The sequence below is a fragment of the Cohnella baijiui genome, from assembly GCF_020731285.1.
Lineage (GTDB): Bacteria > Bacillota > Bacilli > Paenibacillales > Paenibacillaceae > Cohnella.
Genome location: NZ_JAJFOW010000002.1, coordinates 127,167 through 139,926, shown reverse-complemented (window position 1 = coordinate 139,926; position 12,760 = coordinate 127,167). Strand labels below are relative to the sequence as shown.

Annotated in this window: 13 protein-coding genes; 11 read left to right on the top strand and 2 right to left on the bottom strand. The window is 62.3% G+C overall.

Features of this window, described 5'->3' with window-relative positions:
- Positions 1-55 precede the first annotated feature (55 nt).
- Entirely contained in the window at positions 56-1,213 is a 1,158-nt protein-coding gene (locus LKX83_RS02500) for a HupE/UreJ family protein (RefSeq protein WP_227880579.1), read from the top strand.
- 119 nt (positions 1,214-1,332) lie between these two features.
- Here LKX83_RS02500 and LKX83_RS02495 read toward each other — a convergent pair whose 3' ends face one another.
- Positions 1,333-1,689, bottom strand: coding sequence for a DUF1304 domain-containing protein (locus LKX83_RS02495; protein WP_227880577.1), 357 nt, complete (start codon positions 1,687-1,689; stop codon positions 1,333-1,335).
- Positions 1,690-1,905: 216 nt separating this feature from the next.
- Between LKX83_RS02495 and LKX83_RS02490 the strand changes: the two genes are divergently transcribed.
- From LKX83_RS02490 to LKX83_RS02455, 8 genes are all read left to right on the top strand, one after another.
- Positions 1,906-2,751 (top strand): helix-turn-helix domain-containing protein, encoded by an 846-nt coding sequence (locus LKX83_RS02490; RefSeq protein WP_227880575.1) that lies wholly within the window; start codon positions 1,906-1,908, stop codon positions 2,749-2,751.
- Positions 2,752-3,006: 255 nt separating this feature from the next.
- Positions 3,007-3,849, top strand: coding sequence for a DUF6923 family protein (locus tag LKX83_RS02485; protein WP_227880569.1), 843 nt, complete (start codon positions 3,007-3,009; stop codon positions 3,847-3,849).
- A gap of 76 nt (positions 3,850-3,925) precedes the next feature.
- Entirely contained in the window at positions 3,926-5,296 is a 1,371-nt protein-coding gene (locus LKX83_RS02480; RefSeq protein ID WP_227880568.1) for an ABC transporter substrate-binding protein, read from the top strand.
- Positions 5,297-5,381: 85 nt separating this feature from the next.
- Positions 5,382-6,272: a carbohydrate ABC transporter permease gene (locus LKX83_RS02475; protein ID WP_227880567.1), complete on the top strand. Its 891-nt coding sequence runs from the start codon at positions 5,382-5,384 to the stop codon at positions 6,270-6,272.
- 17 nt (positions 6,273-6,289) lie between these two features.
- Positions 6,290-7,201 carry a carbohydrate ABC transporter permease gene (locus LKX83_RS02470; protein WP_370639004.1) on the top strand — a complete coding sequence of 304 codons (912 nt, stop codon included), beginning with the start codon at positions 6,290-6,292 and terminating at the stop codon, positions 7,199-7,201.
- Positions 7,202-7,223: 22 nt separating this feature from the next.
- Positions 7,224-8,111: a metallophosphoesterase family protein gene (locus LKX83_RS02465; protein ID WP_227880565.1), complete on the top strand. Its 888-nt coding sequence runs from the start codon at positions 7,224-7,226 to the stop codon at positions 8,109-8,111.
- Positions 8,108-9,316 carry a Gfo/Idh/MocA family oxidoreductase gene (locus LKX83_RS02460; protein WP_227880561.1) on the top strand — a complete coding sequence of 403 codons (1,209 nt, stop codon included), beginning with the start codon at positions 8,108-8,110 and terminating at the stop codon, positions 9,314-9,316. Before LKX83_RS02465 ends, LKX83_RS02460 begins: the two co-directional genes overlap by 4 nt.
- Complete coding sequence (locus LKX83_RS02455; RefSeq protein WP_227880559.1) at positions 9,313-9,867, top strand: GNAT family N-acetyltransferase; 555 nt, start codon at positions 9,313-9,315, stop codon at positions 9,865-9,867. Before LKX83_RS02460 ends, LKX83_RS02455 begins: the two co-directional genes overlap by 4 nt.
- 14 nt (positions 9,868-9,881) lie before the next feature.
- Here LKX83_RS02455 and ytaF read toward each other — a convergent pair whose 3' ends face one another.
- Positions 9,882-10,532 (bottom strand): sporulation membrane protein YtaF, encoded by a 651-nt coding sequence (gene ytaF / locus LKX83_RS02450; protein WP_227880557.1) that lies wholly within the window; start codon positions 10,530-10,532, stop codon positions 9,882-9,884.
- A 174-nt stretch (positions 10,533-10,706) separates the two neighbouring features.
- Between ytaF and LKX83_RS02445 the strand changes: the two genes are divergently transcribed.
- Complete coding sequence (locus LKX83_RS02445; RefSeq protein WP_227880555.1) at positions 10,707-11,366, top strand: helix-turn-helix domain-containing protein; 660 nt, start codon at positions 10,707-10,709, stop codon at positions 11,364-11,366.
- A gap of 801 nt (positions 11,367-12,167) precedes the next feature.
- Positions 12,168-12,743, top strand: a complete 576-nt coding sequence (locus LKX83_RS02440) for a D-lyxose/D-mannose family sugar isomerase (RefSeq protein ID WP_227880553.1) — start codon at positions 12,168-12,170, stop codon at positions 12,741-12,743.
- Positions 12,744-12,760: the final 17 nt, after the last annotated feature.

The window sequence follows — 12,760 nt, the reverse complement described above, 5'->3', positions numbered from 1 at the left end:
CGGGGATGCCATTTTCGCGAATGGCGTCCCTGCCGTATTTGCGGGAGGAACTTTCATGCTTCGCAGTCAAGTCGCATGGCGCTATGCCCTCTGCCTGTCGGCCGTGCTGGCGCTGCTGCTGATTCCGCCAGGACGGCAAGCAGACGCTCATGCCTACAGCGCGGGCTATACGACGCTTCAATTCACGAAGTCGGGCGTCGAAATGACGTATACGCTGGACGAGCTGTCCGTCATCGAGCTGACGGCCGCCGATGCCGACAAGGACGGCAAAATCGAGCCCGAAGAGCTCGAAGCCGCGGCCGACGAGGTGAAGACGCTGCTGCTCGGGCACATTCGTCTCGCGGTCGACAAGGCGGAGCAAGCGGCGACCGGCCCGGTCAGCTTGACGATGGAGCGCCAAGGAAGCGCGGCGAAAGCGGTGCTGAAGGCGTTTTATCCGCCGGTATCCGCCGGTCAAACCGTCTCGCTGACGGATCGGCTCTACGAAGGCGACGCGGCGACCAATTACGTCAACTTGGTTACCATCCGGTACGGGAGCGGCAGCGGCAGCGCGGCCCTTTCCGGCCCGTACCGGGAATGGTCGATGCCGCTCACCGCCCAAGCGGCCGCCGGCCTGCCAAAGGACGCGGAAACCGGTTCGGAGGCGGAGAGCGCCGGATCGGGCGGGGGCTGGTATTCGTTTTTCGTCCTCGGCATGAATCATATTTTGACGGGCTACGACCATCTGCTGTTCTTGTTCTCCCTGCTCATCGCCCGGCAAAAATTCAAGCAGTACGCCGGCATGATCACCGCGTTCACGATCGCGCACAGCATGACGCTGACGCTGACGGTGCTGGGCGTCATCGACGTGCCGGGAAGCATCGTCGAGCCGCTTATCGCGCTCAGCATCTGCTTTGTCGCGGTGGACAACGTCGTGCGCAAGCAGGTGAGCCACCGATGGGTGCTGACTTTCCTGTTCGGCTTGATCCACGGCATGGGCTTCGCCGACATCCTCGTGGAGATGGATATTCCGCGCAGCGCGCTGGCGGCGGATCTCATCAGCTTCAACCTGGGCATCGAGGTCGTCCAGGTGACGCTCGTAGCCGCGCTCCTGCCGCTGCTGATGCTGCTTCACCGCTGGAAGTTCTCCAGGCGTGCCGTCATCGCGGTTTCCTCCCTGGCCTTCATGCTAGGCGGGATCTGGCTGGTGGAACGAATCGTTTTGAATTCGTAAAGGCAAGAAGGGTTAGCCGGAGTAGCCCGGCTAACCCTTCTTTATTATAGCGAAATGGCTGCAAGCCAGCGGTGGTCGCCGTATTGGGAGGCAATCGGAACCGGTGGCCCTGTCGACCGTTAAGAAAGCAGGACCGCGAGCAGAGCGAGCGCGGCGGGCAATCCTTGCACGAGCAGAATCGATTTTTTGGCGGTGAAGCCGCCGTAGACGGCCGCCACGATCACGCAGGCCAGGAAGAAGATCTGAATCTGCTGGCCGAAGGAAGCGCTTGGATGGAACAGGCCCCACATCAGGCCGGCGGCGAGAAAACCGTTATACAGCCCCTGATTGGCGGCGAGGCTTTTGGAAGCTTCCGCGACTTCCTTGGTCGTTCCGAAGGCTTTCCTCGCTCTGGGCGTCGTCCACAGGAACATTTCCAAGATGAGAATGTACATGTGCTCGATGGCGACAATAGCGACTAGAATGAGACTTAACAACCTATCCTTCCTCTCTGGGGTTAACGAGGCTAATGCGTCAAAGCCTCTAACCTATTGGATAATATTGTAACGTGAAAATGAGAAGAAAGAAAGAAGCACACGGCTAGAACAGCACCGCCCTCCTCCGGATTAATGCAGCGTTAACAGCGTCTTGATCCCGGATTGACGCACGGCTGGTAAGCTGGGGACAAGGAAGGATCTCAAGGAGGGATACGGATGAAGCAGTTCGGCGAATCGTTCGCAGCGTCGATGCCGGTCTTAGCCAGCGAATCGCTCGGTTGGGATCGCGTGCGGATGTCGCAATGGTACAGCCCGCAGCAGGCGTTCGCGGCTTCCGAGGCGTCCAAGCATCTGGTGTGCATTCATTGCACCTCTTATTACGAAAATTACTATACGATCCACGTCATTCCCACCCACGAAGTGGTGCTCTGCCCCTGGGAGAGGGCCTCCCTCTACTTTCTGAAGATCGAAATCGAACCTTCGTTGGTAGACGAGCTTGCGAGAGCGTCCGTCGGAGGGCTTGTCCGGCTGACCCGGCAGTACCACGTCCGCGATCCGAAGCTCCTGCAGCTGGGGCTGTGGATGTTCGAAGAGCTGCGCGGCGGCGGAGCCAAGGGGGCGGTCTACGCCGAGTCGCTGGCCCGCATGCTCGTCATTCATCTTCTCCACCATTACGGGACGCTCGCGGCAGACGGCGTCACGCCGCCATCCGGCTCCGGAAGCCGCGAGATCGAGCAAGCGATCCAATCGATGCGCGCGAATCCGGAGCGCGACATTTCGCTTCTGGAGCTTGCCGGAGCGGCGAATTTGAGCCTATCCCATTTCATCCGGCTCTTCAAGCAGCAAACCGGCTATCCGCCGCACCATTACCTGATCCGGCTTCGGATCGAACGTGCGAAGACGCTGATCCGCAAAGGCCAGTCGGGCCTCAAGGAGATCGCCGCCCAGTTCGGCTTCGCCGACCAGGGCCACTTTACCCGCTCGTTCAAGCGCATCACCGGCCTTACGCCGATGCAGTACGCGTCGGAGGCCGCCGGGGATCGACGCTCGGGGACCCGTTGACCGCATCTTACGCATTCGCACCCAGCCCAGCGACAAAGCTTGCGAGATTCTCCCAAGCCGTAACGCCCGGGCTTTTTTGCCGTTAAGGCGCACGAACGTCAGGCCTAGCCCTATCGCTTTCTCGGAATGGCATTTTTGTTCAACGATCGGCGCATTTTGTTCAATAGGCGAGCCGGCGTCGGACGATAGGATGAGAGTAGAGCCGGGCCATCGGCCGGGCCATCCATTCCATCTTTCGATAGGAGGAGTCATGCAATGAAATGGGGTAAAATGTCGGGTCTGCTGCTCGCCGGCGTGCTGACGTTCGGTTCGATGTCGTACGCGGCGTCCGGGACGCCGTCCTCCGTCGCCGCTACCGCCGCGCAGGCTTCGTGGCACGAGGTGTCGGTTCAGACGTTCTCGCTCTTGGACGCATTCGAACGCGGACAGGGCGTCGCGACGGACGGCGCGGCATGGATGTTCAACTCGACGCTCGGACTGCTTCGCACGGCGTTGGACGGCCAGACCGTGCTCGCCCGCAACGCGGCCGCCATTCCGCTCGCGATCGCGCTGAAGGGCGGGGATCATATCGGCGACGTGTCCTACTACGACGGCAAAATCTACGCGCCGATCGAGGACAGCAAAAACTATCAGCATCCCTACATCGCGATCTATGACGCGAAGACGCTGAAGTACACGGGTAAATCCTACGAGCTGCCCCTCAATCTGCATCCGGGCGGCGTGCCTTGGGTCGCCGTCGATGCGGATCGCGGCCAAGTCTACACGGCGGCATGGAGCAACGCTACCGTCCTGAACGTCTTCAGCCTGAGCGACATGCATCTGATCAAGACGGTGCCGCTCACCCAAAGCATCGACCGGATCCAGGGCGCCGAAGTGTACAACGGCCTGCTCTACGCCTCTTCGGACAACGAGGCGCAGACGGTCTATACGATCGATCCGGATACCGGCGCGGTCGCCGCGGCTTTCGACCGTCATCTTCCGAACGGAACGGAGGCGCAGGGCATCGCGGTCCTTCCGACCGCGGACGGGGCGATTCTGCACATTCTCGACGTCGGCGCGTCGCGGGTGACGATCAACTTCAGAGGCTACGCTCCATAATCGCGTTCCACAATCACGCACCGCAATCACACGACATAAATCAACGATATCGGTTATACGGGGAGAGACTTCGTTCATGCGGAAATTAAGCCAATCCACCTTGCTCTTGCTGGCCGGCGCGCTGACGCTGGCCGGATGCGGCCGCTCCGTCGGCGACGAGGCGAACGCGGCCGCGCCTTCGCCCTCCGCGGACCAAACGCAGCAGCCGTCCGCTTCGCCTTCGGCGGAACCGTCGAAATCGCCGGTGGAGATCACGTTCTATTACCCCGTCAACGTCGGCGGGCCGCTGACCAAAGTGATCGACGGCATGGCCGCCGACTTCACGGCCAAGCATCCCGACATCCGGGTCAAGCCGGTCTACACGGGCAACTACGGCGACAACACGGTCAAGGTGCAGGCTGGCATTCAGGCGAAGCAGCCTCCCGACGTCGCCGTCATGATGTCGACGGAGCTCTACAGCTTGCTGGACATGGACGCCATCCTGCCGCTGGACGATTTGATCGCGAAGGACGCGGACTTTAACGCCTCCGACTTCTACGAGGCGTTCCTCGAGGACACGCGGACGGAAGGCAAGACGTACAGCGTGCCGTTCCAGCGGAGCACCATTCTGCTCTACTACAACAAAGACCTGTTCAAGGCCGCTGGACTCGACCCGGAGAAGCCGCCGCAAACGTGGGACGAGCTGGTCGAGGATGCGAAAAAGCTGAACCGCGATGGCCATCAGGGCTTGGAGATTCCCGGCAACGACGACTCCTACTGGATGTTCCAGATGTTCGCCCGCCAGGCGGCGAGCGATCCGAAGGCGAACATCATGTCCGACGACGGCAAGAAGGCGATGTTCGACACGCCGGAAAACGTCGGGGCGCTGCAATTCTGGATCGACTTGTCCCGCAAGCACAAGGCGATGCCGGAAGGCATCATCGACTGGGGAACGGTGCCGACCGACTTTATCGCCGGCAAAACGGCGATGATGGTTCACACGAGCGGCAACCTCACGAACGTCAAGAACAATGCCAAGTTCGACTTCGGCGTCGCGTTCCCGCCCGCCAACAAGCAGTTCGGGTCGCCGACGGGCGGCGGCAATCTGTACATCTTCAAGGGCACGTCCCTCGAGAAGCAGGCGGCGGCCTGGACGTTCGTCCAGTACATGACCGCGCCCGAGCAGGCTGCCCTGTTCAGTTCGTCCTCCGGCTACGTCGGCGTCCGGAAGTCGGCGTACGACACCGAGGCGATGAAGGCCTATACGTCCGGTTTCCCGCAAGCGCTCGTGGCGCGCGACCAGCTGGCGTACGCGTTCCGGGAGCTCTCGACGCACAATCACGGCAAAGTGTCTTCGGCGCTGACCAATCAAATCCAGGCGGCGCTGTCGGGCCAGACCGACGCGGCGACCGCGCTGAAGCTCGCCCAGCAGGAAGCGGAGCAAGCGCTCGCTCCGTTCAACAAGTAACGGCATACGGACGCGCGCGGCAGGACGAACGGACCTACGTTCGTCCTGCCCGTTCGCATCCCGGAGCCGCGAGGAGGCACATGACATGCGGACCGGTTGGAACGAAAGAGTCGGCAGAAACGCGTTCGGATGGGGACTCGTGCTCCCTTCGCTGCTCTTTTTAGGCTTGTTTACGTATTATCCGATGTTCCGGGCGGCGAGACTCAGCTTGTTCGAGCTGAACTTGGCGACGCCCAAGCCCCGCTTCGTCGGGTTCGGCAACTTCGCCGCGCTGCTGAAAGACCCCGTCTTTCTGAAAGTGTTCGTCAACAACGTCTGGTATGCCGCCGGCACCGTTCCTCTGGCCATGGCGCTCGCGTTCGCGATGGCGCTGTTCGCGGACAAGGCGATCAAAGGCCGGACGTTCGCGCGCGTCGCTTTTTTTTATCCGAACATGATTCCGATGATCGCCGTCGCGAACATCTGGCTGTTCTTATATACGCCTCATTTCGGATTGCTGGCAAGGCTCGCTTCCTGGGTGTCCGGGCAAAACACAAGCCTCCTGGGCGGTCCCCACACCGTCCTGGGCGCCATGATCGCGATGGCGGTCTGGAAGGAAGCCGGGTACTTCATGATCTTCTACCTGGCGGCGCTGCAGCAAATTCCAAAGGATCTGTACGAGGCCGCTTCCGCCGACGGTGCGAGCGCATGGACGGCGCTCGGACGGATCACGATCCCGCTCACGATGCCGACGACGCTGTTCGTGGCCGTCATCGCGATGACGAACGCGTTCAAGCTGGTCGACCATCTGTGGATCATGACGAAAGGCGGCCCCAATCACGCCAGCAGCTTGCTGCTCTACCACATCTACGAGACGTCGTTCCAATTTTTCGATCAGGGCATGGCCGCGGCGATGACCGTGGCGATGGTCGCGCTGCTGCTGCTGATCTCCGCGCTGCAGGTGTTCGGTTGGGATCGCAGCATTCATTACGAATGAGCCGAGGAGAATGATGGATGAACAACCCTGAACTGACCTGGGGATCGACGAAGGGGGCGCGCAAGCGAGCGTCCTCGCGGGAGAAACGCGCGGCGCTCCGCCCGCGCGGCGGGGGACTGACCGCGCTTTGGCATCTGCTCATGCTCGCCGTCGGAGCGGTCTGGCTCGTTCCGTTCGTCTGGGTGGTCCGTACGGCTTTCCAGCCTCCGTCCGCCGCGGCGGGAAGCGGCGGAGCCGGCGGTTGGACGTCCTGGACGCTCGCCAATTTCATGCACGTATGGGAGGGAGCGCCGTTCGGCCGGTATTACGTCAACACCGCGCTGATCACCTTCGGGATCCTGCTCGTGCAGCTCCTGACCGTCACGCTCGCCGCCTACGCGTTCGCCCGGGTCCGATTCGCCGGCCGCGGCCTCCTGTTCGCGCTGTTCCTGGCGCAGATCATAGTTCCCCCGGACGCGCTCGTCTTTTCCAATTACCAGGTGCTGAATCAGATGGGGCTGCTCGATACGAAGCTCGGCATCATGCTGCCCTATTTCGCCTCGTCGTTCGGCGTCTTCCTGCTCCGCCAGGCGTTCCGGCAGCTGCCGTACGAGCTGGAGGAAGCCGTCCGCCTGGAGGGCTGCTCGCGCCTCGGCATCCTGGCGAGAATCTATGCCCCGTTGTGCCGCCCGGTCTACGTGTCGTTCGCGATCGTGTCCGTCAGTTTCCATTGGAACGACTTCCTGTGGCCGCTCATCGTCGCCAACTCCGACACGAACCGGCCGCTCACCGTGGGATTGGCGCTGTTCGCCAAGTCGACGGAATCGGGCGCGCAGTGGTCCTACGTATGCGCGGCGACGCTGCTCGTCGCGGCGCCGCTGATCGCGTTCTTTCTCGCGTTTCAGCGCAAGTTCATCGACAGCTTTATGCATGCCGGCCTGAAAGGCTGACCAAAAGTGAGGGGGATGTCGCATGAAGATCGCTCTGATCGGCGACCTGCATTATCCATTCCGGCTGTCCGACCGGGACGCCGCGGAAGCGGCCCGGGACGCGTTCTACGAGCGTGCCCTGGGCGCGTTCCTGTCCATCGAAGCCGACCATCACGTCTCGCTCGGCGACCTGACGCACGAAGGAGAGGCGGAGGCGTTCGAGCACGTCTACGGCTTCGCGCGCCGGCGGCATCCGGAGCAACGGCTGCTTCACGTGTTCGGCAATCATGATACGTTCGCGCTGGCGAAGGCCGACATCCGGCGGTGGACGGAGAGACCTCGCTACGAGGAGATCGCGTCCGCGGATGTTCGGCTGCTCTTCCTCGATACCGCCAGGGAAGCCGATCGCGGCAATTGGGGCGGGACGCTGGACGGCGAGCAGTTGGATTGGCTGGGCGAGCGGCTGGCGGCGGAAGACGCCAGGCCGCTGCTGATCTTCGCGCATCATCCGGTGCCGGGCACGACGGACCGATCGGACGAAGCGATGATGGGCCTCGATCCGGAGCCGGGAGAGGCGTTGCTGTCTTTGCTGAAGCGCCGAGGCGGTCCCGCTCTATACATGAACGGGCATAATCACGTGCAGTCGCTCGTCTCGCGCGGCGGGCTTCATTTCTTCCAGGCGGCCTCCGTCCTTGACGTGCCGGTCGCTTGGCTGCTGTTCGCGGACGCAGAGGGTGTGCAGGCCGAAGCCGTGCCGCTGTTCGCGGAACTTCCGGAGGAACGGGTCTTGGAATGGACGACGCTCGTCGGCAGACACATGGACGATTACCTGCGGCACCCGCGCGCCGCGGGCGACGGCTTTTCGGCCGAATGGCGCGTGTCGTGGGCGGGAACGGATGCGGATCGGGGCGGGGAGGGAGCCGCGCGATGACGAACCGGGCGCCCGTCAAGCTGGCGATCGTCGGCGGCAATCGGGGCGCGAGCTTCCTGAACGCGCTCTATTCGCTGTCGAACCGCATCGAGCTGACCGCCACCTGCGATCTGAACGAGTGGGTGCTGAAGCAGTGGAAGGAGAAGTTTCCGCGGATCCGCACGTACCGGGACTACGACGAGATGCTGAAGGATCCTTCCATCGACGCGGTGTTCATTCTGAGTCCGATGCACCTGCACGCAGCGCAATCGATCGCCGCCTTAAAAGCCGGCAAACACGTGCTGAGCGAAGTGATTGCCGTGCAATCCGAGGAAGAGGCCTGGGCGCTGATCGAGACGGTGGAGCAGACCGGGCTGAAGTACATGATGTCGGAAAACTATTGCTTCTCCCGCTCGAACCTGACCGTGAAGCATATGGCCGAGATGGGGATGTTCGGCGAAATCACCTACCTCGAAGGCGGCTACATTCACGAGCTCCGTCACTTGATCCACGATCCCGAAGGCTCGCTAACCTGGCGGGGCCGGCTGCATCGCGAGCTGAACGGCGTCAACTATCCGACGCACGCGATCGGCCCCATCGCCCAATGGCTCGGCGCGAGCCAGCCGGCCGGCGATCGGCTCCGCGCCGTCTCCGCCTTCGCGTCCCCGTCCCGCTCGCTGCAGCTGTACTTTCGGGAGTCGTTCGGCAGCGAGCACCCTGCGGCGCGGGAAGGCTACTGGCGGCAGGGCGATTCGGCCGTGGCGACGGTCCGCACCGAGCAGGGCGTGCTGATGACGCTCCGCGTCGATTGGACTTCCGTCCGCCCGCACAACAAAACCCACTTCGTCCTGCAGGGGACGAAGGGCGCCTACCTGTCCGCCCGCCATCCGGGCGAGGAGGATCTCGTCTGGTTCCGCGGTTTGTCGCCGACAAACGAGGAAGACGGCTCGGAGCGGTGGGAGCCGCTCTCCCGGTACCAGCCGGAGTTCGACCATCCCAAGTGGCGGACGTGGGGCAAGTTCGCATCCCAAACGAAGCATGGCGGCGGCGACTTTCTGGTGCTGGAGGAGTTCATCTCGGCGATTCAGGAGGACCGGGCGCCGCTCGTCGACGTCTACGACGCCGTCGCCTGGAGCTCGATTTTCTTCCTCTCGATGGCTTCCGTCGAGGCCGACGGGGCGCCCGTCCCGATCCCGGATTTCAGGACGGGGGTGCGGACGAAATGACGGAGCCCGGGCGCTCGAAGCTGTGGATGCGGCGGGATTCCCTGGAGGGCTTGCCGCCTTCCTACTGTCCGCAAGGCTGCCAGATCCGCGTTTACCGGGATGGGGATGCCGAGGCTTGGGAACGAATCGTCGCCATCGCCTTCGGCGAGCCGATCCCGTTCGCGGACAAGGTCGCGAGCAGGCCCTCCTACCGGCCCGACCGCGTCCTGTTCGTCTGCCGGGGGTTCGAGCCCGTCGCCACGGCTTCCGCGCTCGAACCCGACGAGCCCGAAACGCGGGAGCCGTACGCCGGATACGTGCATATGGTCGGCGCGCTGCCGGCCTACGCCGGCCTCGGGCTCGGCTATGCGGCGACGCTCGCCGCGCTGCGGAAGATGGAGGAAGAGGGCAAGCGCAGCGCCCTGCTCAAGACCGACGATTTCCGGCTGCCCGCGATCCGGACGTACCTGAAGCTGGGCTTCGTGCCCGATGCCCGCGAGGCCGATCACCAGGCGCGCTGGACGGAGATCATCCGCCGGATCGCCGCCTGGAATCGGACGCGCTTGCCCTAGGCGGCAGGAACGGCTTAGAAAAAGTTGTTCGCCGCGATCAGCACGAGGATGATGCCGCTCGCGAGCGTGCCGAATTGCCCCAGCGTAAACGAGCCGATCCGGACATTCGCGACTTTGGCGCCCAGCCAGACGCCGAACCACACCGTGACGAAGCTGCCGATGGCGGCGAGCAGCGAGATCCACAAAGGAGACAAGCCGAGCAGTCCCGCGCTTAAGCCGTTGGTGAGGGCGTTGGCCGACAGGGCGACCCCGAGCACGAGGGCTTCCCCTACGCCGATGTGCTGCGACCGGTCCCGGTCCGCGAGCTCGGGATTTCGCAGAAGGCCGCTTAATCCGGTCGCCGCGGACGCTTCCGCGGGCGCCTCCGCCGACTTCTTGTCGGCGGGGGCTTCTTGGCGTTTGCGGGGCACCGCAAGCAGGATGATCCGGATTCCGATGACGAACAGGAGGAAGGTGCCGAGCAGCACGGGCAGTATGCCGGGAAGGATGGCGGAGATCCACTTGCCGAACCAGATGCCGGAGTAGCTGAAGGCGAAGCATACGGCGGCGATCAGCAGATTGGAGAGCAGGCCGATCCGGATTTTGCGGATGCCGTACGAAATGCCGACGCCGAGATTGTCGAGGCTGGACGATACGGTAAAGCCGAGAATCAACAAACCTGTCATGGGGAGCCACCTCTTGTTGTGCGATTTTGCTAATAGACTATGTGGCGTTGAGAAAATCGTGCGAGTCCATGCGAAATTCTCAACGCCGAGCGAAGGATTCCTACGATTGCGGGGCAAAAAACAACGTCCGGACACATATAGATAAAATTAGAAGCCTGAGGGAGGGATGCGGGAATGGATGCGCAAGATCGACCCGAGGAACGCCGTATCGGATTTCTGATCAAGCAGCTGCTCGACGAGCAATCGCTTTCCATGCGCAGGCTGGGCCACCTGTGCGGGATGGATGCGGCGACGATCTCGCGAATCGTCAACGGCAAGCAACAGCCGAAGCTGTATCATCTGCGGCAGTTCGCCGAGCATCTGCGCGTCCCGCTCGACTCGCTGCTCGAGGCTGCAGGGTATGGGGCCGCAGGCCCCAAGAACGACGGCGGCCCCAAGGTCCTCGATTCGCTGGACGCGATCCGCGGCATGCTGGACGAGACGCAGTTGTTCGACCCCGAGGCGACGACCGCCCGGATCGAGCAGGAGCTACGGAAGTACGAGCAATACGCCCAGACGGAGGAAGGACACCGGATGATCTGTTTCGACTTCGACGCCAAGGTGAGCCAGGTGAACGGGATCGGTCCGTTTATCGAACATCTGAAGGAGATGCATGTGCGTTACTGTGACGAGAAGACGCCCGGCCACGTGCGCGCCGTCCTCGGCAGCGGGCTGCTGTACTTTATCCTGTCCGCGGACATTATCCCGGATTATCTGTTTCCGATCGGCTATTTGGACGACGCGATCGCCGTCCATCTGGTGCTGGACCGGCTGAACGAGAAGGGCTCGGCCTAACGAAGCGCGCCGCGGGCGAGCGGGGCGCGTTTGACTGACCGGACAAGCACGAAGGATTGGAGCTCGTCGCCGACGAAGATCTCGTCTAGAAGCGGGTTTGCCTAGCGGCAAGCTCCTTTTTTCTGCGTTGGACCATCCCGCTGATGGAATTTTTCTCGGAGTACGGAGATGCGGGAGAATGGATGCACGACTTTGGATTTCGGATGAATAACAGTTCGGATGATAGGTTGCAGGGGCGGATGGCGGATGTATGGATGTACGGATGCACGTGTGCAACGGTGTATGGATACACGGATGAACGGATGAACGGATACACGGATGCGTGGATACACGGGTGTACAGATTCTCGGATGTACGGATGGAGCAAGCGCTAACGGATACAGGAGCCGCTATTTGGCGCCAAAATCCTGTATGGCGGATTTAACGGTTCCATACGCGCTTATTGGGGGCCATAGAGGAGATTTGCGGTCTTTCGGAATGAAATAGCGTCTCTGGGATCCGTTAGAATGGAATAATTCCGATTTTAAGAGAAATAACGGCATCCAGATCCGTTAGCCGCCTTGCTGCGATCCATTAGCCACCTCCTGGTGATCCTTTAGCCGCCTCCTGGCAATCCGTCAGCCGTCTCCTGGCAACTCGTCAGCGGACTCTCCGGCGCCCGCGGGTTCGCCGGTCCCGTACACGTTTTCCTTCGCTTTCCGATCCGGGACGCGACCTGCCAAAAAAGGCATTGTGAGCGGTTGCGTCCTGTGATAATGTTAAAAACAAACATCAAATGTTATTAACGAAAGGGGTCTCTTCATGATCTTGCGGAGCGAAGTGAGAAGGGCGCAGGAGCGGACGGCGAAGCTGTTCGCGCGCGCAGGCATCGTCTTGACGGCCGAGGAACGCGAGGGCATCGAGGTTGCGGGTTTCGGGCTCGGCCAACTGGACAAGCAGGGGCTCGAGCTCGTCACGTACGTGAATACCGACCGGTACTGCGCCAAGGAGCTCGTCCTCTTCCCCGGACAGACCTGCCCCGAGCATCTGCATCCGCCCGTCGATGGCGAGCCGGGCAAGATGGAGACGTTCCGCTGCCGCTGGGGCGTCGTTTATCTCTATGTAGAGGGAGAGGCGACGAAGGACATCCGCGCGATCGTCCCCGCCGGGAGCGAGGCGCACTATACGGTGTTCCGCGAGATCGTCCTGCGGCCCGGCGAACAGCACACGATTCCGCCGGGCACCAAGCATTGGTTTCAAGGCGGGCCGGAAGGCGCGGTCGTCTCGGAGTTTTCCAGCACGAGCCGGGACGAATACGACATATTCACGGACCCCGGCATCGTCCGCGCGCCGATCGTCACGGAGGACGAGGCGACGGCCGAAGGGCAGCCTGACTAACGGGAGGAACGACGCTG

Bases quoted from the DNA above. Each gene is read 5' to 3' on its own strand.
- LKX83_RS02500 (WP_227880579.1), top strand. From the start codon at position 56: ATGCTTCGCAGTCAAGTCGCATGGCGCTATGCCCTCTGCCTGTCGGCC.
- LKX83_RS02480 (WP_227880568.1), top strand. From the start codon at position 3,926: ATGCGGAAATTAAGCCAATCCACCTTGCTCTTGCTGGCCGGCGCGCTG.
- LKX83_RS02465 (WP_227880565.1), top strand. From the start codon at position 7,224: ATGAAGATCGCTCTGATCGGCGACCTGCATTATCCATTCCGGCTGTCC.
- LKX83_RS02475 (WP_227880567.1), top strand. From the start codon at position 5,382: ATGCGGACCGGTTGGAACGAAAGAGTCGGCAGAAACGCGTTCGGATGG.
- ytaF (WP_227880557.1), bottom strand. From the start codon at position 10,532: ATGACAGGTTTGTTGATTCTCGGCTTTACCGTATCGTCCAGCCTCGAC.
- LKX83_RS02445 (WP_227880555.1), top strand. From the start codon at position 10,707: ATGGATGCGCAAGATCGACCCGAGGAACGCCGTATCGGATTTCTGATC.
- LKX83_RS02485 (WP_227880569.1), top strand. From the start codon at position 3,007: ATGAAATGGGGTAAAATGTCGGGTCTGCTGCTCGCCGGCGTGCTGACG.
- LKX83_RS02455 (WP_227880559.1), top strand. From the start codon at position 9,313: ATGACGGAGCCCGGGCGCTCGAAGCTGTGGATGCGGCGGGATTCCCTG.
- LKX83_RS02470 (WP_370639004.1), top strand. From the start codon at position 6,290: ATGAACAACCCTGAACTGACCTGGGGATCGACGAAGGGGGCGCGCAAG.
- LKX83_RS02490 (WP_227880575.1), top strand. From the start codon at position 1,906: ATGAAGCAGTTCGGCGAATCGTTCGCAGCGTCGATGCCGGTCTTAGCC.
- LKX83_RS02440 (WP_227880553.1), top strand. From the start codon at position 12,168: ATGATCTTGCGGAGCGAAGTGAGAAGGGCGCAGGAGCGGACGGCGAAG.
- LKX83_RS02460 (WP_227880561.1), top strand. From the start codon at position 8,108: ATGACGAACCGGGCGCCCGTCAAGCTGGCGATCGTCGGCGGCAATCGG.